Origin of the sequence: Nocardioides limicola, from assembly GCF_016827675.1 — a bacterium.
GTDB classification, from domain to species: domain Bacteria; phylum Actinomycetota; class Actinomycetes; order Propionibacteriales; family Nocardioidaceae; genus Nocardioides; species Nocardioides limicola.
Genome location: NZ_JAERJA010000004.1, coordinates 248239 through 270628, shown reverse-complemented (window position 1 = coordinate 270628; position 22390 = coordinate 248239). Strand labels below are relative to the sequence as shown.

Below are 22390 nucleotides of genomic sequence, written 5' to 3'. Positions count from 1 at the left end.
GGTTTCTGGACGCGCGACGTGGGGTTTGTGGCCAGCCGAGGTGGGGTTTCTGGCCACGCCGGAAAAGCCGTTGATCCAGCCGCTCGCCACCTCTACCGTGGGAGTCCACACGGGAAAGGAGGTGGTCCGAAGCGTGAATTTCTATCGGACGCGTGAGGTGGTTGCCCGCTGACGCGCAACTGCGCCAGCAGCAATCCAAGGGCGACTACCCGGCCCGCAGGTGCTCCGCCGACGTCCAGCGGAGAGCGTCGTACGACGCACACCTGCGGGTTGTCCCATTTCCGGGGCCGTGGCGGCCACAAACCACACCTCGGCTGGCCACAAACCCCACTTCGCGCGGCCACAAACCCCACTTCGTCAGGGGGCGAGGCGTTCGATGGTCCAGGTGGGGGTGGGGGGCGTGTGGGTGGGGGGCGTGTGGGTGGGGGGCGTGTGGGTGGGGGTCGTGGGGGTGGGGGGCGTGCGGAGGTAGCGGAGTCGGTCGTGCATCCGACCGGGGCGGCCCTGCCAGAACTCGACGGCGTGCGGCTCCACGACGTACCCGCCCCAGTGGTCGGGCACCGGCAGCGGCTCGACGCCCGCGAACCGCTCCGCGACCGCCTGGTACGACGTGTCCAACGCCGCCCGGTCGGCGACCACGTCGCTCTGGGGAGACGCCCACGCCCCCACCTGGGCGCCCCTGGGACGACCGGCGAAGTAGTCCGCGACCTCCTCGCGCGACAGCTGGCTGGCGGTGCCGGTGATCCGCACCTGCCGTTCCAACGGATGCCACGGGAACAGCAGCGCGCAGGCAGGGTTGCCGGCCAGGTCGTGACCCTTCGCTGACTCCAGGTTGGTGAAGAAGCCCCAGCCGCGCTCGTCGAAGACCTTCAACAACACCATCCGCGAGGAGGGCTCCCCGGTGGCTGAGACGGTGGACACCACCATCGCGTTGGGCTCATGAAGACCGGCGGCGCGGGCCTCGTCGAACCAGCGTCGGAACATCACGAACGGGTCGCCGGCCAGCGCGGTCTCATCCAGCCCGGCGTCGGCGTACTCGCGCCGCAGCGCGGCGATCTCCTCGGCCCTCGACATGGTGGCGACCCTAGCCCTGGTATGTCCGGTGGCTGAACCCCTGCATGTGCGCCCGGGCCGATCTCGGGGCAGAATGCCGGGGGCGGCGAGGTTGCCGCCAGCCGGTCCGACAACCCCCGGGCTGGTGACCGGAGTGCAAAGGAGCCCCACCCATGGCCGAGATCCAGCACGGTTTGGAAGGCGTAGTCGCGTTCGAGACCCAGATCGCGGAGCCCGACAAGGAAGGGTCAGCGCTGCGTTACCGCGGCGTCGACATCGAGGAGTTGGCCGGCCGGGTCCCGTTCGAGAAGGTCTGGGGGCTGCTGATCGACGGCGGCTATGACCCCGGGCTGCCGCCCGCCGAGGCGGTCACCCTCCCCGTGCACACCGGTGACGTCCGTGTCGACGTCCAGGCCGCGATCGCGATGCTGGCCCCGATGCTCGGCTTCGGTCAGACCTATGACATCAGCGACGAGCAGGCCCGCGAGGACCTGTCCCGGGTCGCGGTGATGGTGCTCTCCTATGCCGCCCAGTCCGCGCGCGGCATCGACAAGCCGGTGGTGTCGCAGAAGGTCGTCGACGAGGGCAGCACGCTGGCCGAGAAGTTCTTGATCCGCTGGAAGGGCGAGTCCGACCCCAAGCACGCGCACGCCATCGACGCCTACTGGTCCAGCGCTGCCGAGCACGGCATGAACGCCTCCACCTTCACCGCCCGGGTGATCACCTCCACCGGCGCCGACGTGGCTGCTGCCTTCTCCGGAGCCATCGGCGCGATGAGTGGCCCGCTGCACGGCGGCGCCCCGTCCCGGGTGCTGGGCATGATCGAAGACGTGGAGAAGTCCGGCGACGCGACCGGCTACGTCAAGCAGCTCCTGGACTCCGGTGAGCGGCTGATGGGCTTCGGGCACCGCGTCTACCGCGCCGAGGACCCCCGCGCGCGGGTGCTGCGTCGTACCGCCAAGGAGCTCGGTGCCCCCCGCTACGAGGTCGCCGAGGCGCTGGAGAAGGCCGCCTTGGAGGAACTGCGGGCCCGCCGCCCTGACCGGGTCCTGGAGACCAACGTCGAGTTCTGGGCGGCGATCGTGCTGGACTTCGCCGAGGTCCCGGCCCACATGTTCACCTCGATGTTCACCTGCGCCCGTACCGGGGGCTGGTCGGCGCACATCCTGGAGCAGAAGAAGACCGGCCGCCTGATCCGCCCCTCGGCGATCTATACCGGACCGGGCACCCGACCCGCCTCCGAGATCGCCGGCTGGAACCCCGACTGGGCTACCGTCTGAGTCCCACCCCACACCAAGGCAGGCGGATGGACGGCACCGAGACCAGCAGCGGTCGGTCGACTGCTGCGCCGGCGACCCGCCGCCGGCTGCTCGGGCAGACCGAGCTCGTCGCCATCATCCTGATGGGGACGCTGCTGTCCCAGCGCTGGCTGATCGACCTGCTGGACTTCCGTCCGCTGCAGGCCTGGAGCACCATGTTCGTCGCGATCGTGGTGCAGGCGCTGCCGTTCCTGGTCGGTGGGGTGTTGCTGGCCAGCTTCATCTCCGTGCTGCTGTCCGAGCGGGTGCTGGCCGCCGTGGTCCCCAAACGTTCCGGGCTGGCAGTGCCGGTGGCCGGCCTCTCCGGGATGGCGCTGCCCGGCTGCGAGTGCGCCTCGGTGCCGATCTCGGGCAGCCTGATCCGCCGTGGCGTCCCCCCGGCGGCGGCGCTCACCTTCCTGCTGTCCGCGCCCGCCATCAACCCGATCGTGCTTGTCTCCACTGCGGTCGCCTTCCCGGGTCAGCCGGAGATGGTGCTGGCCCGCTTCGTCGCCTCACTCTCGGTGGCCCTGGTGATGGGGTGGCTGTGGCTGACGTTGGGCGGCAAGGTGCCGATGCGACTGCCGAAACTCCCCCCGGACGCCGGCCAACCGAAGCTGGTCCGGTTCCTCGGCTCGGCGCAGCACGACTTCCTCCATGCCGGTGGCTTCCTGGTGCTGGGCGCGATGATCGCCGCCAGCATCAACGTGCTGGTCCCCCGCCAGGTGGTCGACAGCGTCGCCGAGTCGTTCTGGCTCGGCATCTTGGTGATGGCGCTCTTCGCGTTCCTGATCGCGATCTGCTCCGAGGCCGACGCCTTCGTCGCGGCGAGCATGTCGAGTTTCTCCCCCACCGCACAGTTGGCCTTCATGGTGGTCGGGCCGGCCATCGACGTGAAGCTGGCGGCGATGCAGTCGGGCACCTTCGGCCGTGCCTTCGCGGTCCGGTTCGCGCCGCTGACGTTCGCGGTGGCTGTCATCTCTGCCGTGCTGGTGGGATGGTGGTTGCTGTGAACCGGACAACACAGACGCTGGTGGTCACGGTGATCGGCGCGTTCGTGCTCAAGATCTGTCTGGAGGGCGCGCACGTCCGTTTCGTCAAGGATTGGATGTTCTGGCCGCTGCTGGTCTGCGGCACCTTCCTGCTGGTCGTTCCGCTGCTGCTGGCCTGGGCGCAACGACGCAACCAGGAGGAGCACCACCAGCACGGGGTGCCGGCCGCGACCTGGCTGATGCTGGCCCCGGTGGCGGTCGCGTTCGCGATCAGCCCGCCGGCGCTGGGCTCGTACGTCGCGGAGCGTTCCGGCGGGCAGACACCGCAGGCCAGCGGAGTGATGGCTCCGCTGCTCGACGAGGACCCGCTGCCGTTGACGCTGGGGATGTTCCTCAGCTACGCCGACTACGACCCGGATCGGTCACTGGCGGACCGCCGAGTGCTGCTGGAGGGCTTCGTCAGCCACCGCGAGGACGGCTGGTCGGTCAGCCGGATCACGATGAGCTGCTGCGCCGCCGACGCGTATGCGCTCACCGTGCAGGTGCACGCCGACGGCCCCCGCCCCGCCCGGGACACCTGGGTCCAGGTGATCGGCACCTGGGTCGAGCCCGACCCCGCCCAGGACCCGCTCACCGTGGTGCAGGCGGTGCGCGCCGAACGAGTCTCCGAGATCGCCGAGCCGCCGCAGCCCTACGAGTACTGAGGGTCCCCCGCAGCGCTCTGCTGGTCCCCCGCCGCGCTCTGCTGATCCTCGGCCACGCTCTGCTGGTCCTCGGCCGGACGTGGCGCCGGCACCTGCGGCAGCAGTCGCTTGCCGAAGCAGCGCGACTCCGGTGAGTCCCGGTAGTGGCCGTAGCCGTCGATCGGGACATAGCCGCTGGCCGTGTACAGCCCGATCGCCTCGGGTTGACGGATGCCGGTCTCCAGGATCACCACGTCGCCGCCGGCGGTGCGGATCTCCTGCTCCAGCAGCGCCAGCATCCGTCGGCCGAAGCCTCGCCGCTGGACGTCGGGGACGACATACATCCGCTTGATCTCACCGGCGGTGCGACCCTCCAGCGCGGTCACGTCGTCACGCAGCCGCCACCCTCCGGTGGCCACCGGCACCCCGTCGCAGTAGCCCAGGTGGAAGCCACCGCGCGGGCCGACGAACTCCGCCTCGTCGATGGGGCTCTCGTCGGGTCCGCCGTAGCGCCGGGTGTACTCCTCCTGCACCTGCGCGATCAGCCGCTGCGCGTCGCGGTGGCCGATCGGCACCGCAACCACCTGCCAGTCCGTCGGCGCCGCTGCCGGTGCGTCCGTCGGCGCCGCTGCCGCTGCCGCCGCCGCCCCCAGTGCCGCCCCCAGTGCCGTCGGCGGCGCAGGTGGCGACGCGATCCGGCCGGCCAGCAACAGGCCCAGAGTCAGCGCCACCAGACCCGAAGCGGCGGGCACCAGCCCGACCCGCGCGGCGCCCGGCGCCTGGTCGAGGTGACCGACGTACTCACCCAATCCGAGGCCGAGCAGCAGCAACCCGGCAGCAGCCAGCAGTACGCCGGCAAGCCGGGCGGTGGCGCGGAGCCAGGAGGGGGTCATCGTCAGCGTCGTCTCGTCGTACATGCGGTTCGGTCGTGTGTGCCCCCGGGTGACACAATAGGCCCCGGCTGACAGCGGCGTCACCGTCCCACCCACCTCGACACTCGAGAGGTTCCACGTGACCGACCAGCTCACCATCCCCACCGACCTGCTTCCCGCCGACGGCCGGTTCGGCGCCGGCCCGTCGAAGATCCAGACCTCCCACCTCGACGCGCTGGCCGCGACCGGCGACTCGCTGATGGGCACCTCGCACCGGCAGGCGCCGGTGAAGGAGACGGTCGGCCGGGTCCGCGAGGGGCTGCGGGAGTTGTTCGCGATCCCCGAGGGGCATCAGGTCGTGCTGGGCAACGGCGGCGCGACCGCGTTCTGGGACATCGCCACCTTCGGCCTCATCCGCTCCAAGAGCCAGCACCTGAGCTTCGGCGAGTTCTCGTCGAAGTTCGCCAAGGCCGCCCAAGCGGCGCCGTTCCTGGCCGACCCCAGCGTGATCACCAGCGAGCCCGGCAGCCGGCCCACTCCGGTCGCCGAGGCCGATGTGGACGTCTATGCCTGGGCCCAGAACGAGACCTCGACCGCGGTGATGGCGCCGGTGCAGCGGGTCGACGGAGCCGCAGCCGACGCCCTGGTCCTTGTCGACGCCACCTCAGGCGCCGGCGGTCTGCCGGTGGACCTCACCCAGGTGGACGCCTACTACTTCGCTCCGCAGAAGTGCTTCGCCTCCGACGGCGGCCTGTGGATCTCGATCATGTCGCCGGCCGCGCTGGAGCGCGCCGCGGAGATCGCCGCCAGCGGACGCTGGGTGCCGGCCTTCTTCGACCTGCCGACCGCGATCGACAACTCGGCGAAGAACCAGACCTACAACACCCCGTCGGTGGCCACCCTGTTCCTGATGGCCGAGCAGTTGGACTGGATGAACTCCCTGGGCGGCATCGACGCGATGGTGGCCCGCACCACCGCGTCCTCGGACGCCCTCTACGGCTGGGCCGAGAAGACGTCGTACACCACCCCGTACGTCGTCGATGCGGCGCACCGTTCGCTGGTGATCGGCACCATCGACTTCGATGACAGCATCGACGCTGCCGCGATCGCGAAGACACTGCGGGCCAACGGGATCGTGGACACCGAGCCGTACCGCAAGCTCGGCCGCAACCAGCTGCGGATCGCCATGTACCCCGCGATCGACCCGGCCGACGTGGAGGCCCTCACCGGCTGCATCGACTACATCGTCGAACGCCTCTGAGCCGAGCGGTCAGACGTCGTCGAGGGCGGCCCTCAGGGCCGTCTCGGCGGCGTGATTGAAGGCGACCAGGCGCGTCTCGACGACGTCGCTCGGGGTCCGGCGCAGCGTCTCCACCGCCGCGCGCGCGGCGTCGTCGATCGGCCACCCGTAGACACCGGCGCTGATCAGGGGCACGGCCAGGGTGGCCACCTCGAGCTGGTCCGCGACGGCGAGCGCGTTGGCGTAGCACGAGGTCAACAGTCCGCGGTCGGTCTGCCCGGCATGCCGGTTGGGGCCGACCACATGGATCACCCAGCGCGCCGGCAGCTCCCCGGCGGTGGTCCAGCCCGCCTGCCCGGTCGGCAGCCCGTCGGGGAAACGAGCGACGCAGTCGGCCAGGATCGCCGGCCCACCCGCGGCGTGGATGGCTCCGTCGACGCCGCCACCGCCGCGCATCCGCGAGTTGGCGGCGTTGACCACCGCGTCGACCCGCTGCACGGTGATGTCCCCGGTGATCAGAGTGATCTGCACGGCGCCTCTCCCCTCGGCGATCAGCCCTCGGCGGCGGAGGTGCAGCAGGTGTCGGCGCTGCTCGCGGCCACCGCCTCCGCGCCATCGTACGCCGGGGCTCCGGCGCAGCCGCAGCCCTCGCCGCGCCACGCCCCGAGCCCTTCGCGCACGGCGACCGCGGCGATCACCAGGCCCGCGACCGGGTCCGCCCAGGTCCACCCCAACGTGGCATTGAGCACCAGGCCGAGCAGGAGCACAGCCGACAGGTAGGTGCACAGCAGGGTCTGCGTGGAGTCCGCGACGACGGCGTCGGAGCCGAGGCTGCGACCGGTGCGGCGCTGTGCCCAGGAGAGGAACGGCATGATCAGCAGCGAGGCCGTTGCCAGCCCGATCCCGACCCCGGACGGTTCCGGCTCATGTCCCGAAGCCAGGCCGCGCACGGCCTCGAAGGCCACATAGCCGGCGAGCGCGAAGAAGGAGAGTGCCATCAGCCGCAGCGCCCGGCGTTCACGCGACTCGGGAATCGGATGGCGGAACTGCCAGAGGATGATCAGGCCGCTGCTGACCTCGACGATGGAGTCGAGACCGAACCCGACCAGTGCGATCGACCCGGCCACCAGGCCGGCGCTGATGGCGACCACGGCCTCGACCGCGTTGTAGGACACCGAGGCCGCCGCCAGCAGTTGAGCACGCCGGCCGAGTTGCCGACGGCGCGCGGGCGTGAGCGTCGGTGCGGCAGCGGTGGTCCGCGAGCTCACCGGGCTCCGTCGCCGTAGGTGGCGCACAGGACCACGGCGTCCCCGGTGGCGGCGAGGAGCCCCTCGGCGGCGGCGAACACCTGCTGCACCGCCGCCGGGTGCGTCACGGAGAAGACCGAGGAGCGCCCGAGAGGACGGGAGTCCACGAGTCCGCAGTCACGCAGGCAGGCCAGGTGCTTCGAGACCGTCGACTGGGCCAGGCCGAGGTGCGTGGTCAGCTCGACCACGTTGTGCTCGCCGAGCAGCAGCTGCTGCAGGATCGCCACCCGCGAGGGGTCGCTCATCCCCCGGAACAGGCAGGCCGCCGCTCTGCTCGCGGCCTGCTCATCGATTCCCGCGTCCAGCCCCTGGAGTTTCATCGCCATATGACGATGATATCGCTATCTCGGAGTGATTGCGCAAGGCTATGTGGGCAGCCGCCGTCAACGCGGGCGCAGGGAGCGGATCAGGATCAACAGCGCGACGAGCCCGACCAGTCCCCCGGCGATCCAGGGCCAGATCTCGGGACGCCACGGGTTGCCGTCGGCGTCGACGAACCCATCGCCGGGTGGCTCGGTCGGCGCTGGGTCGGTCGGCGCCGGCTCGGTGGGCGCTGGGTCGGTCGGCGTCACCGGCGCGCCCACGTCCGGTGCGCCCACGTCCGGCGTGGTCTCGACCGGAGGGTTGGGCTCGGCACCGGTCAGCCCGGAGACCCGGACCCGCAGGGCGCCCGGCAGCACGATCCGCAGCAGTGGCTGCCGCAGCCCTTCCGAGGAGAGGTACACCTCCCCGTCCGGCGCGACCGCGATCCCCTCGCCCTGCTGCTGGTCAGGCAGCACCAGCGACCCGACCGCCTGGAACTCGGGGTAGGCATAGACGACGGCCCGCCCGTAGTTGCGGATGATCAGATGCCGCCCATCGGGGAAGAACGCCGCGTCGGTGGCCAGCCCGATCACCCGCCCGACCTCGGTGAGCTCGTTGGGCCAGCGCGGGTCGAGCCGCTCCGGGAGCGCCAGCACCCGGCTGCCGAAGACCTCCTTGGTGACCACGTAGAGCTGCCCCGACACGGGGTGGGCGAGCAGGCTCTCGGCGTCGACGGCCGCCCCCGGGTGGACGACCTGGTAGCGCTCCGGGGTGACCGTGCGATCCCCGCGCCCGAACGGCACCCGGAGCAGTTCCAGCGAGCTCCGCACCCCCCGGTTGTCGCCGATGTCGGCGACCCACACATGCCGCGGCCCGGCCGGGGCCAGCGCCTCCACGTCGCGGGGGTCGGGGCTCCAGCGGGTCACACCGACGGTCTGACCGGTGGCCAGGTCGACGGTGAAGATCCGACCACTGTCGCCGGAGTCGTTGACGGTCACCACCAGGTCGTCGGTGACCACCAGCCCGGAGGACTCGACGATCTCGGTGTCGGCGAAGCGCCACACCTCGTCGTACTCCACGTCGACGGCAGGCCCGGCCGCCAGCGCGAGAACGCCGGCCAGCAGCACTGCCGCCGCGGGCATCACGGACCCGCCGACCCGGCGACATCCCCCAACAGTTCGGCGAGCCGGGGCCGGACCTGCCAACTGCCGACCAGGTCGTCGTACTCCCGGCGGGCGGCCTCGTCCCCGACCGCGCCGGAGGTGCGCACCGCACGCAGCATCGTGTTGCGCGGCGTGTGCTCACTGCCGACGAACTCGACCACGTCCACGCGGAAACCCCGCAGTCGCAGCAGCGATGCCCGGAACGCGTCGGTGAGGGTGTCGGCGAAGCGTTCCCGGAGGATGCCGTGCCGGGTCAGCATCGCGTACGGCGCCGGGGTCGGCGCGCGGCGCAGTTGCGCGGCGACGTCGTGGTGGCAGCAGGGCGCGGCCAGCACCACCGTCGCCCCCCAGTCGACCGCCCGGGCCAGGGCGTCGTCGGTGGCGGTGTCGCAGGCATGCAGCGCCAGCACCACCTCGGGCGGCTCGTCGAGTTGGACGTCGGCGATGCTCCCGACGACGAAGTCGGCGGCGATGCCCAGGTCCGCGGCGACCGACTCGTTGTGCCGCCGGGACTGCTCCTTCACATCGACACCGACCAGGTGCACGGGCAGGCCGCGGGTCCCACTGAGGTGGCGATGGGCCGCGAAGGTGAGGTAGGCGTTGCCGCAGCCCAGGTCAACGATCCGCAGCGGCTCCTCGGCGCTCGGGCGGCGCAGGTGCCCAGTGTCCAGGGCGTCGGTGAGGGTGGCGTCGAGCAGCCGCAGGAACTCCTCGACCTGGCGGTACTTGGCCCGCCGGGTGGGTTTCACCCGGCCCTGGGCGTCGGAGATCCCCAGCACGGTCAGCACCGGGTCGTCCTCGGCGAGCAGTCGCGCCTTGTCCCGGTCGTGCCCACGGTCGGGGGCGAGCTCCTCGGTGCGTTCGCTCTGGTGCAGCAGCGCCGCGCCCTTCTTGGTGACGCGCAGCTGCAGTTGGCTGCCGGCGGTGTCGACGTGCCAGTTCCCGAACGGCAGGTCCAGCAGTTCGGCCACGGCCGCGCGGGCGGGGTCGCCGACCCGGTGGTTGGCGGTGTGCGCCTGAGTGTCGTCGTACGACGTGACCTGGAGGTGTCGTCCGGCCTTGAGGTCGACGTAGCGGCACTCCAGCCGTCGCCAGGGGGGTGCCTCCTGGCCCTTGCGGCGGCCGGACGCGACCGCGCGGACCAGGGTGGCGTCGTCGAGCAGCATGGCCCGGACCTTGTCCAGGGCGCCCGGCAGCGGCTCGGCCATCAGCGCACGGCGGCGATGAGGACGATGAGCAGCAGCCCCACCAGCGCGACGGGGATGATCAGTCGGCGGTGGCGGGGGTTCATGGTGACGATTCTACGGAGGTGTCGGCCACCGCAGCATCATCGCCGGTGGGTGCCTGCCCCTGGTCAGGGGACCGCGGGCGGCTCGACCGTCGGGATCTCGACCCCGATCTCGCTGGCTGGCACCATCTCCGCCTCCACCTCGTGGGGGCGGATCTCGCCGGACTCGATCTCCTCGACCCAGTGGCAGGCCACCCGATGTCCCGGCCGCACCTCGATCAGGGCGGGGATCTCGTCGTGGCAGCGGGTCGACTGAGCCCACGGGCAGCGACTGCTGAAGCGGCAGCCGGCCGGCGGGTTCGCCGGTGAGGGCAGGTCGCCGGTGAGCAGGATCCGCTCCCGCTGCGCCTCGACCTCGGGGTCGGGCACCGGGATCGCCGACATCAGTGCCTTCGTGTAGGGGTGCAGCGGCTCGGCGTAGAGATCGTCGGCTGCCGCCTCCTCCATGATGTGTCCCAGATACATCACACCCACGGTGTCGCTGATGTGACGCACCACCGCCAGGTCGTGGGCGATCACCACGTAGGCCACTCCGGTCTGTTCCTGGATCTCCTCCAACAGGTTGAGCACCTGGGCCTGCACCGAGACGTCCAGCGCCGAGACCGGCTCGTCGCAGATGATCACGTCCGGCTGCAGCACCAGCGCCCTGGCAATGCCGATGCGCTGGCGCTGACCGCCGGAGAACTCGTGCGGGTAGCGGGCGAGGGCATTGGCGGAGAGACCGACCGCGTCGAGCGCGTCGATCAACGTCTTCCGTCGCTCCCTGCGGGACCCGCCCATGCCGTGGGCGGCCAGTCCTTCACCGAGGATGCTCTCGATGTTCTGACGCGGGTCCAGGGAGCCCATCGGATCCTGGAAGATCATCTGCAGCCGGTGCCGCTGCCGGCGCATCGCGCCGGTGCTGAGGCCGGCCAGGTCGGTGCCGTCGAGCCTCACCTCCCCGGCGGTGATGTCGTTGAGTCGCAGGATCGCCCGCCCCACCGTCGACTTGCCGCAGCCGGACTCACCGACCAGTCCATAGGTCTGGCCGCGATCCACCGACAGCGAGACCCCGTCGACGGCCTGCACATAGCCGACGATGCGGCGCAGCAGGATCCCCTTCCGGATCGGGAAGTGGACCTTCAGGTCACGGACCTCCAACAGGCTCATCGGACCACCGCCGGCGTCCCGGGCGGGTTGACGCACCGGTGCTCGTGGTCGACGCCGGGCAGCTCGGTGACCGCCGGCGTCCCGGCCAGGCATTCGAGTTCGTAGCGGTCGCACCGCGGCGCGAAGGCACAACCGTCGGCCCAGGCGACCAGGTCGTTCACCGAACCGCGGATCGGGTTCAACGGCACTCCTCGGTCGCCGTCCATCCGCGGAATCGACCGCAGCAGGCCGGTGGTGTAGGGGTGGACGGGGTTGCCGAAGAGTTCGTGGCGCGGGGCCGCCTCCACCACCCGGCCGGCGTAGAGCACGTTGACCCGGTCGCAGAGCCCGGCGACCACCCCCAGGTCGTGGGTGATCATCAGCAGCGCGGTGCCCTCGGTCTCGACGAGGTCCTTGAGCAGCTCCAACACCTGGGCCTGGATGGTGACGTCGAGGGCGGTGGTGGGCTCGTCGGCGATCAGCAGCCGCGGCCCGCAGGAGACCGCCATCGCGATCATCGCCCGCTGCCGCATCCCGCCAGACATCTGGTGTGGGTACTCCTTGAGCCGCCGCTCGGGATCGGGGATCCCGACCCTGCCCAGCAACTGCACGGCCTCCGCGTCGGCGTCGCGGCCCCGCAGCCCCCGGTGCCGGGACAGCATCTCGGTGATCTGGCGACCCACCGGGACCACCGGGTTCAGCGCCGAGAGCGGGTCCTGGAAGATCATCGCGAGGTCGGCGCCACGCAGGTCACGCATCCGTTTGCGTGGCAGCCCGAGCAGCTCGGTGCCGGCGTAGGCGATGCGGCCGCCGATCTCGACGTTGCGGTCCGCGAGCAGGCCCATCACCGCCAACGCGGTGACGGACTTCCCGCACCCGGATTCACCGACTAGGCCGACCACCTCGCCGGCTCCGATCTCGAAGGAGACCCGGTCGACCGCGCGCGTCGGCGCCGCACCGCGCTGGGTGAAGGTGATCGAGAGATCCTCCACCGTCAGCACCGGTGTCGCGGGCTCACGCCGCACAGTCATCGCGACCTCACTTCTTCAGCTTCGGGTCGAGGGCTTCCCGCATCGCCTCGCCCAACAGGGTGAAGCCGAGCGCGGTGATGATGATCGCCACCGCCGGGAAGAGGGCCATGTGCGGCGCCGAACCGAGGAACCGCTGCGCATCGGCGAGCATGCCGCCCCACTCGGGACGGGAGATGTCGGGTGAGCCGAGACCGAGGTAGGAGAGGGCAGCCGCTTCGATGATCGCGGTCGCCAGCGTCAACGTTCCCTGCACCAGGACCGGTCCGAGCGAGTTGGGCAGCACGTGGCTGACCACGACCTTGGGGCGTCGTACCCCCAGGGCGATCGAGGCGGTCACGAAGTCGCTGCGTGACTGGGCGAGCATCGAACCTCGCAGCAGCCGGGCGAAGATCGGCACCTGGGCGGCCCCTACGGCGATCATCAGCGTGGTCAGGCTGGGTCCCAGCAGCGCCGCCACCGAGATCGCGATCAGCAACGCCGGGATCGAGAGCAGCATGTCGACGAAGCGCATCAGCACGCTGTCCACGGCGCGGCCCAGTCGGCGGCCCATGCCGGCCGCCGCACCCGAGACGCCACCGATCAGGGCGCCCACCGACAGGCCGATCAGGGTGGCGACCACACCCACCATCAGCGACTGGCGCGCCCCCACCAGCATCCGGGAGAGCAGGTCGCGCCCGGCGTGGTCGAGGCCGAGCGGGTTCTCCGCGCGGGGTCCGACGAAGATGCTGCGGTTGGGGAAGACGTCTCCGCGCCACAGTTGCGCGGTGGGGTCGTGGGGGGCCAGCAGCGGCGCCGCCACCGCCACGATCACGAAGGCTGACACGATGACGGCGCCGACGATCGCCATCGGGCTGCGCCGCAGGCGGCTGAAGGCCTCCAGCCACAGGCTCCGACCGCGTACGTCGGAGGAGGAGACGCTCAGCTCGGCGAGACGGTCGATCTTCGCCGCCTTGGTGGCGGTTCCCGGCAGATTCATCGGTCCACCGTCACTCTCGGGTCGAGGACGGTGTAGAGCAGGTCCACCACCAGGTTGACCACCACGAAGACGGTGGCGATCAGCAGCACGGTGCCCATGATCGCGGCATAGTCCCGGCTCTGCGTCGCCTGGAAGAGGAACGAGCCGATGCCGCCGAAGGCGAAGACCGATTCGGTCAACACCGCCCCCGCCAGCAGCGCCCCGGTGAGCAGTCCGATCGCCGTCACCACCGGGAGCATCGCGTTGCGCAGCACGTGGCGGAACTGGATCACCCGTGCGGTCAGGCCCTTGGACTCGGCGGTGCGCACGAAGTCCTCGCCCAGGGTCTCCATCACGCTGGCGCGGGTCATCCGGGTGACCACCGCCAACGGGATCGAGGCCAGCGCGAGCGCGGGCAGGATGAGATGGACGACGGCATCCCAGGCGACGTGGAACTCACCGGTGATGATCCCGTCGACCACCCGGAGTCCGGTGATGTCGGTGTACGACGTGCCCGGGGTAAGCCGGGAGCTCGACGGGAGCCAGCCGAGACGGACCGCGAAGATCTCCTTGAGGATGAAGGCCAGGAAGAAGACCGGCGTGCAGATGCCGATCAGGGATCCGCCCACCGCGGACACGTCCAGGAAGCGGCCGCGGTTGCGGGCGGCGAGGTAGCCGAGCGGGATGCCGACCACGACCGCGATCAGCATCGCCACGAAGGCGAGTTCGATGGTGGCCGGGAAGCGTTCGGCCAACTCGGTGCTGACTGCCCGGCCGCGCAGCGTGTGGCCGAAGTCGAGCTGCGCGAGCCGGGCCAGGAAGGCGGCGTACTGGACCCAGATCGGGTCGTTGAGGCCGAGATCCTGGCGCAGCCGCTCCCGGTCGGCGGCGGTGGCGTTCTCGGGAAGCAGCGCGGTGTCGGGTCCACCCGGCAGCGCGCGGACCCAGATGAACAGCAGCACCGACAGCCCGAACAGGGTCGGGATCAGCTGCAGGAGCCGTGTGACGACGTAACGAACCATGACCCCATCCGCCGGTCAGGAGGTCGCCCGGGGAACACTGGGGTCCACCCGGGCGACCTGGGAGCGAGGACTACCGGAAGGAGACCTCGTCGAACTTCTCCTGCGTCAACGGCGAGACGTTGGGCGGGTTCACCTCGGCCGAGAAGACGATCGACGGCGGGCTGGAGGAGATCGGCAGGCCCGGCAGTTCGTCCATGATCATCTCGCTCGCCTCGGCCAGCAGCGCTGCCCGGGCGTCGGGGTCACCCTCACGGGCGGCCCGCTGCATCACCGCGAAGATGTCGTCGCGGTTCATGCCGAACTCATCGGTGTGGTTGGCGAACCAGGTGCCGAGGAAGTTGTAGCCCTCGTTGAAGTCACCGGTCCAGCCGAGGATGTAGAGCGGGCATTCTCCACTGGCTGCCGCCGGGATGTAGTTGGCCCACTCCATCGGCTTCTCCTGCACCGTGACGCCGACGGCCTCCAGGTCGGCCTTGATCGACTCGAAGATGTCCCGCGGTGAGGGCATGTAGGGCCGGGAGACGTTGGTCGGCCAGCAGAACTCCATCGTCCTGCCCTCGAGGACCGGGCGGGCGGCGTCCGGGTCGTAGCTGTAGGTGGTCACGTTGTCGGAGTGCCCGGCGACGGTGTCGGGCATGAACTGGGTGGCCACCACGCCGCCCTCGGGCAGCAGCGAGTCGACGATGTTCTGCCGGTCGACGGCTGCCGCGAGCGCCTGACGGACCTCCAGGTCGGCCAACTGTTCGTCGGTCTCCTGCTGGAAGGCGAGGTAGAGGATGTTGAAGACGCCTCGGGTCGGCACCTGGAAGCCAGCCGCCTCGAGTTCGGCGACGTGCGCCGGCGCGACCAGGTCGTAGCCGTGGATCTCACTGGCCTCGAGGGCCTGCTTGAGTGCGGTCTCGTCGTCGTACGCCTTGAAGACGATCCGGGAAACCCCGGCGGGGTCACCCCAGTAGTCGTCGAAGCGGGTGAGCGTCAACTCGTCCTGGGCGTGGTTCCAACTGTCCAACTGGAAGGGGCCGGTGCCCGCGAGGATGCCGGTGACGTCCTGGGTGTAGTCGGGCAGCCCGTCGTCGATCCCGGTGAAGGCGCCGTCGTCGATCTGCTCGAGCGAGCCGGGGCTGAGGATCGCCGTGGTGGCCATCGAGAAGGCGCCGGGGAAGTTCGCCGACGTCTCCTTGAGTTGGATCGTCACGGTGAGCCCGTCCGCCGAGCACCCCACGAGGAAGTCATTGCCGGTGGAGCTCTCACCGTCGGTGAAGCTGCCGAACAGGTTGTTGTAGTAGTAGGCGACCGTGGTGTTGTGGAACGGCTCGGGCAGGTTCATCCACCGGTCGAAGTTCGCGCAGACGGCGGCTGCGTCCAGCGTCTCACCGTCGTGGAACTCGACCCCGTCGCGCAGGTTGAAGGTCCAGGTCAGGCCATCGTCACTGACGTCCCAGGTCTCCGCCAGGCCGCCGACCATCTCGTTGCCACCGGACTCGTGGTCCAACAGGGTGTCGAAGACCTGGCGGGTCACCCGGAAGGTCTCGCCGTCGTTGGCGAAGATCGGGTCCAGGGACCGTGGCAGGTTGGGTACGCCGAAGATGAAGGTCTGGTCGTCGCCACCGTCGTCTCCGACCCCGCCGCAGGCGGTGAGCAGGAGTGCTGCCGTGGCGGCCAGCGCAGTGGTTGTCCTGAATCGTCGCAGTTGCATCGCTGGTCCTTCCTGACCGCAGCGGACCGCCCGGGAAGCCGGCCCTGCCTTGCGACGCTAGACCCGGCCCACATCGATGACCATGGAGGAACGGTTCCACTGCGGTAACGATCCGGTCACGAGCAACCGGTGGCTGAGGAGCGCGCCGGGCAGGCGCCGCCGACGCGGGTCCTTCGTGCTGGTTCCGCGTGCGGGTGCGCCGTGCTGAGCCGGCTCAGGGTCAGGGGAAGAGGATGCCGATCAGGTCGCCGATCAGGCCGCCCGAACTGCAGCCGGACTTCCACTTGTCGTCGTGCCCGGTCAGCCAGTCGTCCAACTCCTGGTCACCCCCGGCGTTCAGGCAGCCGTTGGGCGCCACTGCGAGCGCCTCCAGGTTGTCGGCCACCGAGAGCGGCTTCGCCCAGCCGGACAGGTCACCACTGAGCTGGTTGCCGCCGAGGGTGAGCTCGACGAGCGTGTCCAGGTCTCCCAGTGTGTCCGGGACCGACGTCAGCTGGTTGTAGTACAGGTGCAGGGTGTCCAGCACGGGCAGGTCACCGATCTGTTCCGGCACGCCGGTCAGCTCGTTGCCGCCCATCGAGAGGATCTCCAGCTCGCTCAGGTCGCCGAGCTGGGCGGGCAGGTCGCCGGCGAGCCCGTTCCAGTCCAGGGAGAGGGCCCATACGCTGCGGCTCTCGGGGTCCCCCTGACACCACACGCCGTACCAGGCGCAGACAGCGGCGCCCTCGAGCCAGCCGTCGTTGACCCGCCAGTCGGGGCCATTGGTGGCGTCGTACAGCGCGACCAGCGCCTCACACTCGGCTTCGGAGACGTCCACGACGTCCACGCAGTCTTCGAAGGGGATCGGGTCCGGCCCGGGGGCCGGCTCGGAGCCGTCACACTCGTCCCAGCCCTCGTCATGGCCGTCGAGCCAGTCCTGCAGGTCAGTGTCCTCCCCGACGGTGAGGCAGTCGTTGAAGCCGGGGCCGTCGGCCAGGACCAGCCAGTCCACCGCGTCGATGACCGACAGTGGCTCCGCCCAGCCGGAGATGTCGCCGGTGAGCTGGTTCCCGGCCAGGATCAGCTCCTTGAGGTTCGCCAGATCACCCACCTCGTCGGGTAGTTCGGTGAGGTCGTTCCAGTAGAGATGCAGCCACACCAGCTGGGCCAGTTCGCCGATCTCGGCCGGCACCGTGGTGAGCGCGTTGCCGCTCGCCTGCAGCAGCATCAGGTGCGGCAGATCCGCGATCTGCGCCGGCAGCGACCCGGTCAGTCCGTTGCCGTCCAGGTACAGCCCACGGACCAATATCTGCTCGGCGTCCTCGTCGAAGTGGCACCAGACGCCGTACCAGGTGCAGACCTCGGGGCTGTCGGCCCAGCCGGTGTTGTCGGTCCAGTCGGCGCCCCCGGTGGCGGCGAAGATGGCCAGCAGAGCCTCGCACTCGGCCTCGGCCACGTCGGTCTGCTCCTGGCAGAAGGTGGGGTCGGGGTCCGGGTCAGGTCCGGGGCCGGGGTCCGGGTCGGTCTCGCATTCGTTCCAGTCGGGGTCGTGCCCGGTCAGCCACGCCTCCAGCGCGGCGTCGTCGGCCACGGTAAGGCAGTTGTTGAAGCCGGGACCGTCGGCGAGGCCCAGGGTCTTGATCGTGTCGGTCACCGAGAGTGGCTTGGCCCAACCGGTGATGTCGCCGGTCAGTTGGTTGCCACCAAGGACCAGTTGCTCAACGCTGGCCAGGTTGCCCAACTCAGCCGGCAGTTCGGTGAGGTTGTTCCAGTACAGGTGCAGCAGCCGCAGCTCGGCCAAGGCGCCGATCTCGGCCGGCACAGCCGTGAGGTCGTTGCTGCTGAGTTGCAGCGTCAGCAGGCGGGGCAGATCAGCAATCTCGGTCGGCAGCGCGCCAGTCAGACCGTTGCCATCCAGGAAGAGTCCCCGGACCAGGTTCCGAGCTGCATCGTCGTCCGGGTGACACCAGACCCCGTACCACGCGCACACGTTCGGGTCGGTGCCCCAACCCCTCCGGTCGGTCCAGGCCGGGCCGTTGGTGGCGGCGTACACGGCGAGCAGCGCGCCACACTCGCTGGCCGACACCGCGACCTGATCGGCACACGTGGTGAAGGTCGGGGCTGGGGCGGGGGCCGCACAGACCGAGGCAGCGTGCGCGTTGGCGGCATCGCGAGCGGCCGTGGCCTCGGCCAACCGGTCGCGCGCCGTGGCCAGGCGTGCCCGCACCTTCCGCAGCGTGCCGCGCACCTTCTTCAGCCGCTTGCGCAGCTCCTGGACCCGGGTGGTGTTGCCGGCGGCCTTGGCCCGCTCGATCTTGGCTCGGAACGACTTGACCCGCTTCTTGAGCTTCTTGACCCGCTCGCGCAGCTCGCGCACCCGCTCCTGGGCCTGCGCCCGGCGCTCGTCGGCCACGGCGGCCGCCACCCGGGCGTCAGCGCACTCCTGGGTGACGGTCTGCTGGACGAACTGGGTCGCAGCGGCCGACGACGGCACCCCCGCGAGCAGGGACACCCCCAACACCCAGGCAGCAGCGAGCGCAACAGAGCGGAACAACAAGACGAGCACCCCCGTCAATCGGGACCAAAGTCCCGCTCACCGTAGAGTAGGTAAAGCCTTCAGCGCCAGGGTTTCGGTGAACTGTGTTTCCACATCGGTTTCCACGCCGACTCACTCAGAACCCGGGGCCGCCTCCTCCAGCGGGATCATCGCCCGCACCATCATCCGGCGTACCACCGGTCGAGCGAGGTAGTAGCCGCCGACGATCCCGGTCAGGTGCAGCGCCAGCGCGAGCGCGAAGTGGAGCTCGAGAATGTAGGCCACACCGACCGCGAGCGACACCGGAGGCACCCACAGACCCAGGGCCACGAACCCCACTCCGACCGGGAACCGGGCGAAATGTGGGGGTCGGTAGCGCTCCATATCCTCACTATTCCATCTGTGGTCAGTCTCGGGTGGCGTACCCCGCCTCCCGCGCCTTGACGATCAGCTGGGCACGGTCTCGAGCATGCAACTTGACCAGGATGGTGGCCAGATAGTTGCGCACCGTCTTCTCGGTGAGGCCGAGGTTGAGCGCAATCTCACGGTTGTTGCGGCCTTGGGTCACCTCGGCAAGCAGATCGTGTTCGCGAGCCGTGAGCTCGGGGAAGGGAGGGTCGTGCATCGAGCCCGGTCTGGTCAACTGCCGGTGCACTCGCTCGGCCGCCTCGGGAGCCAGTACCGATTGCCCATGAGCGACAGCCACAATCGCGCGGACCACGTCGTCGACCTGTGCGTCCTTGAGCAGGTAGCCGCGCGCGCCCGCGCGCAGCGCCGCCAGCACCGAGTCGTCATCGATCATGGTCAGCACCAGCACTGCTACCGCGGGACAGGCCGCCGCCAACTGTCTGGTGGCTGCGATCCCACCGATGCCCGGCATCCGCAGATCCATCAGCACCACGTCAGGATCCAACTCGGCAGCCATCGATACCGCCTGTTCGCCGCTGCATGCCTCGCCCACCACCGTGACCTCGTCCGAGCGCACCGCCAGCAGCGTTTTGATGCCCTCGCGGTAGAAGACGTGATCGTCGACGACCAGCACCCGCACCGGCGCACTCATCCGGCCAGCCCCCATGGCAGCACGGCATGGACCCGGGTGCCGCCCCCTGGAAGGCGACTCACCCGGCAACTGCCGCCCAGGTCATCCGCCCGTTCGCGCATCGATCGCAGACCCGTCCCCGCTTCCGCAGTGGCGGAGACGCCGCAGCCGTCGTCGGTCACCGTGACGCTCAAGTGGTGATCGCTGGCCTCGATGCGCACCGTCGCCGCCTGGGCGCCGGCGTGACGGGCCACGTTGGTCAGCGCTTCGGTGGCGATCCGGTAGGCGGCGATCTCGGTCACGGCCGGGACCGTGACCGGGTCGGCCACCACTCGGACCATGAGGTTCGGGAACCGACCGGCCGCCGCCTCGACGGCCCCGGCGAGTCCCAGTTCGTCCAACTCCGGGGGATGCAGCGCCCGGACCAGGTCGCGGATCTGATCGATCACAGCTCTGGTCTGCGTCCCTACGTCATCGAGGAGTCTGGCCGCTGCGCTCGGATCTCGATCGAGCAACGAGCGGGCGGTGTCGACGCGCTGGTAGAGGCTCGCCAGTGTCGGCGCGAGACCGTCGTGGAGGTCCCGCTGCAGCCGTCGCCGTTCGTCTTCACGGGCGACCAGGATGCGTTCTCGGGAACGGCGCAGTTCATCGTTGAGGCTGGCGGCCTTGACTGCGGCGCCCGCCCGACGGGCCAGCGTGTCCAACAGGTCTCGATCAGCCGCGCGCAGACCGTCACCACGAGCAGCGACCACGGTGAGTTCGCCGAACACCTCCTCACCCGAGCGCAGCGGGAAGACCTCGCGGCGCCCCGGCGGCATCTCGGCACCCGGCGGATGCACCACCGTCGTCGCGGAGTGGCTGGCAGCGGCGTACGGGAGTCTGAGGACCGTGCCCACCTGGCGCACCAGCGTCGCGAGCACCCGGTCCGGCGGAAGCACCGACTCGAACTGGCGGCCGAGCGCGGTCAGTACGGCGTACGGCTCCCGGCGCCGCCCGTAGACGACCCGGTCCACAGTGCGCTGTACCCGGAGGCGGAGCGGGTGGAACACGACCGCGACCACGATCACCGCCAACACCGCGCTGGCCTGACTGTCACCCGGCCAGACCACGCCGCCCAGGGCCGCGACCATGCCGTACACCAGGACCACCAGCCCGGTCAGCAACCCATAGACCAGCGCCCGGTTGACCCAGACATCCACGTCGTACAGGCGGTAGCGGAGGACGGCCACGGCGACCGCCGCGGGAACCAGAGTGACGATCGCATGGGAGACGAGCGCCGTCGCCGCGCCGACAAGCAGACCACGAGCTCCGACCTCCGCAGTCAGCGCCAGCAACGGCGACCCGAGCAGCACCGCGATGTAGGTGAGCCAGAGCACCAGCGCAGCGACCACACCTCGCAGTTGCCGCCGTTGCTCGGGGTCCGCCTTCCAGTAGCGGTGAACGGCCGCGTAGGCGGCGGTGGCCCACAGCAGCACCAACGGCACGACGGCGGCGGGGCTGTCCTGGTCCGAGAACCCCCACTGCGCTATCAGCCAGGAGTACGGCAGGTAGGCCGCCCACGCGACCACCGCCCACCGGGTCCACCGAGGGACGAAGCGTCCGTCGGGGAAGACGTAGACCAGCGCGAACAGACCGACCCAGGCGACCCCCTGCAGTCCGGCGACAGCCTGTCCGAGGACCCCACCGGCCACCTCGTCGTACACCGTCGGGATGGCGCTGTTGAGCGTCCCGAACAGGGCCAGCGCCACCGCCAGGTAGCAGCGGAACCACTCGGTGGCGCCGCGGAGGACGAGCAGAGCCGCCACGAGGCCGACAGCCGCCGGGGCCACGGTGAGCGCCATGAAGTACGCCGTCACCGTGGACAGTGGCACACCCAGTTCCGCGGCGGCCCGTTCCAACCCCTGATCCGACCAGGAGTCCGGCAGCAGCCACAGCGCAACGACGCTCTGCCCGTCCCGTGCCCAGAGCAGCAGGCCGCCGAGGTAGATGCCCGCGCACGCGAGCACCATGCCTCGTGCGACCATCCGGCCGACCGGCCAGCTCATACCTCTGAAGGTACGCGCCTGAGCAGGCCGCCACCGAGGATCGCCCAGAACACGGCCACGACGATGGGAGGCAGCCCGATCGCCTCGTCAAGCCTCGTCTCGCTGACCATCGCGGGCAGGTAGGCAACCAGGTCGAATACCAGGTAGAGACCGCACAGGGCCGCCACCACCCCGGCAACCCTGGGGACGACCCGGTGACGGATCAACTCGACACAGGTCGCGATCGTCGCCAGGACCGCGGCCCAGAACCCGACCAGGCTGAGCGCCAGACCCACGGTGTACACCGAACTGTCCCCCACCGTGGGACCGTCGGCGCCGAGCAACGCCACCTGGGCGAGGAGGTAGCCGACCATCACCACAACCGCGACCGGCGCAAGCACCCTCGCGATACCCGCGAACCTCCCCGGCGCCCCTCCGGCCAGGACGAACACCCCGAGGGCGCCCAGGACGACCGGGGCCGCCCAGAGCAGATGCATCAGGATCCAGGCCGGCCGCATCTGGGCGAGTTGCGCGGTCGCCAGGGCCGCGCTCGACGACTCCGAGTCGGGAAGTCGTGGGACCAATGACGTCACCGTGACGATGACGAATCCGACAACCGGGGGCAGCGAAGCCAGCAGCAGCCAGGCGGGCCGCCTCCGGGTGCGAGGTTGGGTGATGGGAGACATGGTGGGCGTCCTTTCCTCGGGAACCATCCCCACCCTCGGCCACCCGGAGTCCCGGGCACCAGGGACATCGGCGAGGGGAACCGAGGCAACTGCCT

At 70.3% G+C, this 22390-nt stretch carries 21 protein-coding genes; 4 read left to right on the top strand and 17 right to left on the bottom strand.

Going from position 1 to position 22390, the window contains the following annotated elements:
* Nucleotides 1-357: 357 nt before the first annotated feature.
* Nucleotides 358-1074 carry a pyridoxamine 5'-phosphate oxidase gene (pdxH, locus tag JKG67_RS10805; protein ID WP_203337303.1) on the bottom strand — a complete coding sequence of 239 codons (717 nt, stop codon included), beginning with the start codon at nucleotides 1072-1074 and terminating at the stop codon, nucleotides 358-360.
* A gap of 152 nt (nucleotides 1075-1226) precedes the next feature.
* Between pdxH and JKG67_RS10800 the strand changes: the two genes are divergently transcribed.
* The 3 genes from JKG67_RS10800 to JKG67_RS10790 are packed head-to-tail and all read left to right on the top strand — an operon-like array spanning nucleotide 1227 to nucleotide 4047.
* Complete coding sequence (locus JKG67_RS10800) at nucleotides 1227-2333, top strand: citrate synthase 2 (protein WP_203337302.1); 1107 nt, start codon at nucleotides 1227-1229, stop codon at nucleotides 2331-2333.
* A 26-nt stretch (nucleotides 2334-2359) separates the two neighbouring features.
* A complete protein-coding gene (locus tag JKG67_RS10795) occupies nucleotides 2360-3364 on the top strand; it encodes a permease (protein WP_203337301.1) in 1005 nt (334 codons plus the stop codon).
* Nucleotides 3361-4047, top strand: coding sequence for a TIGR03943 family putative permease subunit (locus JKG67_RS10790; protein ID WP_203337300.1), 687 nt, complete (start codon nucleotides 3361-3363; stop codon nucleotides 4045-4047). Before JKG67_RS10795 ends, JKG67_RS10790 begins: the two co-directional genes overlap by 4 nt.
* Here the strand turns inward: JKG67_RS10790 and JKG67_RS10785 are convergent.
* The gene (locus JKG67_RS10785; protein WP_238998258.1) at nucleotides 4035-4943 is read right to left on the bottom strand and encodes a GNAT family N-acetyltransferase; all 909 of its coding nucleotides are present in this window, start codon (nucleotides 4941-4943) and stop codon (nucleotides 4035-4037) included. The genes JKG67_RS10790 and JKG67_RS10785 overlap by 13 nt on opposite strands.
* A 94-nt stretch (nucleotides 4944-5037) precedes the next feature.
* Here JKG67_RS10785 and serC point away from each other — a divergent pair, with 94 nt between their 5' ends.
* Nucleotides 5038-6159, top strand: a complete 1122-nt coding sequence (gene serC / locus JKG67_RS10780; protein WP_203337299.1) for a phosphoserine transaminase — start codon at nucleotides 5038-5040, stop codon at nucleotides 6157-6159.
* A 9-nt stretch (nucleotides 6160-6168) separates the two neighbouring features.
* On the opposite strand, the gene JKG67_RS10775 is transcribed toward serC, so the two are convergent.
* The 15 genes from JKG67_RS10775 to JKG67_RS10705 form a co-directional block, all read right to left on the bottom strand.
* Entirely contained in the window at nucleotides 6169-6669 is a 501-nt protein-coding gene (locus JKG67_RS10775) for an O-acetyl-ADP-ribose deacetylase (RefSeq protein WP_203337298.1), read from the bottom strand.
* A 20-nt stretch (nucleotides 6670-6689) separates the two neighbouring features.
* Nucleotides 6690-7406, bottom strand: a complete 717-nt coding sequence (locus JKG67_RS10770) for a cation diffusion facilitator family transporter (RefSeq protein WP_203337297.1) — start codon at nucleotides 7404-7406, stop codon at nucleotides 6690-6692.
* Nucleotides 7403-7771, bottom strand: coding sequence for an ArsR/SmtB family transcription factor (locus tag JKG67_RS10765; RefSeq protein WP_203337296.1), 369 nt, complete (start codon nucleotides 7769-7771; stop codon nucleotides 7403-7405). Before JKG67_RS10765 ends, JKG67_RS10770 begins: the two co-directional genes overlap by 4 nt.
* 57 nt (nucleotides 7772-7828) lie before the next feature.
* Nucleotides 7829-8890, bottom strand: a complete 1062-nt coding sequence (locus JKG67_RS10760) for a hypothetical protein (RefSeq protein ID WP_203337295.1) — start codon at nucleotides 8888-8890, stop codon at nucleotides 7829-7831.
* Entirely contained in the window at nucleotides 8890-10119 is a 1230-nt protein-coding gene (locus tag JKG67_RS10755; protein WP_203337294.1) for a class I SAM-dependent methyltransferase, read from the bottom strand. Before JKG67_RS10755 ends, JKG67_RS10760 begins: the two co-directional genes overlap by 1 nt.
* Before the next feature lie 146 nt (nucleotides 10120-10265).
* A complete protein-coding gene (locus tag JKG67_RS10750; RefSeq protein ID WP_203337402.1) occupies nucleotides 10266-11348 on the bottom strand; it encodes an ABC transporter ATP-binding protein in 1083 nt (360 codons plus the stop codon).
* Nucleotides 11345-12358: an ABC transporter ATP-binding protein gene (locus JKG67_RS10745; protein ID WP_203337293.1), complete on the bottom strand. Its 1014-nt coding sequence runs from the start codon at nucleotides 12356-12358 to the stop codon at nucleotides 11345-11347. The genes JKG67_RS10750 and JKG67_RS10745 overlap by 4 nt, the downstream gene beginning before the upstream one ends.
* Nucleotides 12359-12365: 7 nt before the next feature.
* Complete coding sequence (locus JKG67_RS10740; RefSeq protein ID WP_203337292.1) at nucleotides 12366-13334, bottom strand: ABC transporter permease; 969 nt, start codon at nucleotides 13332-13334, stop codon at nucleotides 12366-12368.
* Nucleotides 13331-14335 (bottom strand): ABC transporter permease, encoded by a 1005-nt coding sequence (locus JKG67_RS10735; protein WP_203337291.1) that lies wholly within the window; start codon nucleotides 14333-14335, stop codon nucleotides 13331-13333. The genes JKG67_RS10740 and JKG67_RS10735 overlap by 4 nt, the downstream gene beginning before the upstream one ends.
* Before the next feature lie 70 nt (nucleotides 14336-14405).
* Nucleotides 14406-16031 carry an ABC transporter substrate-binding protein gene (locus tag JKG67_RS10730; protein ID WP_203337290.1) on the bottom strand — a complete coding sequence of 542 codons (1626 nt, stop codon included), beginning with the start codon at nucleotides 16029-16031 and terminating at the stop codon, nucleotides 14406-14408.
* Between the two features lie 220 nt (nucleotides 16032-16251).
* A complete protein-coding gene (locus tag JKG67_RS10725; protein ID WP_203337289.1) occupies nucleotides 16252-18522 on the bottom strand; it encodes a leucine-rich repeat domain-containing protein in 2271 nt (756 codons plus the stop codon).
* Between the two features lie 156 nt (nucleotides 18523-18678).
* Nucleotides 18679-18930, bottom strand: a complete 252-nt coding sequence (locus tag JKG67_RS10720; protein WP_203337288.1) for a hypothetical protein — start codon at nucleotides 18928-18930, stop codon at nucleotides 18679-18681.
* Nucleotides 18931-18952: 22 nt separating this feature from the next.
* The gene (locus tag JKG67_RS10715; protein ID WP_203337287.1) at nucleotides 18953-19606 is read right to left on the bottom strand and encodes a response regulator; all 654 of its coding nucleotides are present in this window, start codon (nucleotides 19604-19606) and stop codon (nucleotides 18953-18955) included.
* Complete coding sequence (locus JKG67_RS10710) at nucleotides 19603-21630, bottom strand: sensor histidine kinase (RefSeq protein ID WP_203337286.1); 2028 nt, start codon at nucleotides 21628-21630, stop codon at nucleotides 19603-19605. The genes JKG67_RS10715 and JKG67_RS10710 overlap by 4 nt, the downstream gene beginning before the upstream one ends.
* Nucleotides 21627-22295: a hypothetical protein gene (locus JKG67_RS10705; RefSeq protein WP_203337285.1), complete on the bottom strand. Its 669-nt coding sequence runs from the start codon at nucleotides 22293-22295 to the stop codon at nucleotides 21627-21629. Before JKG67_RS10705 ends, JKG67_RS10710 begins: the two co-directional genes overlap by 4 nt.
* Nucleotides 22296-22390: the final 95 nt, after the last annotated feature.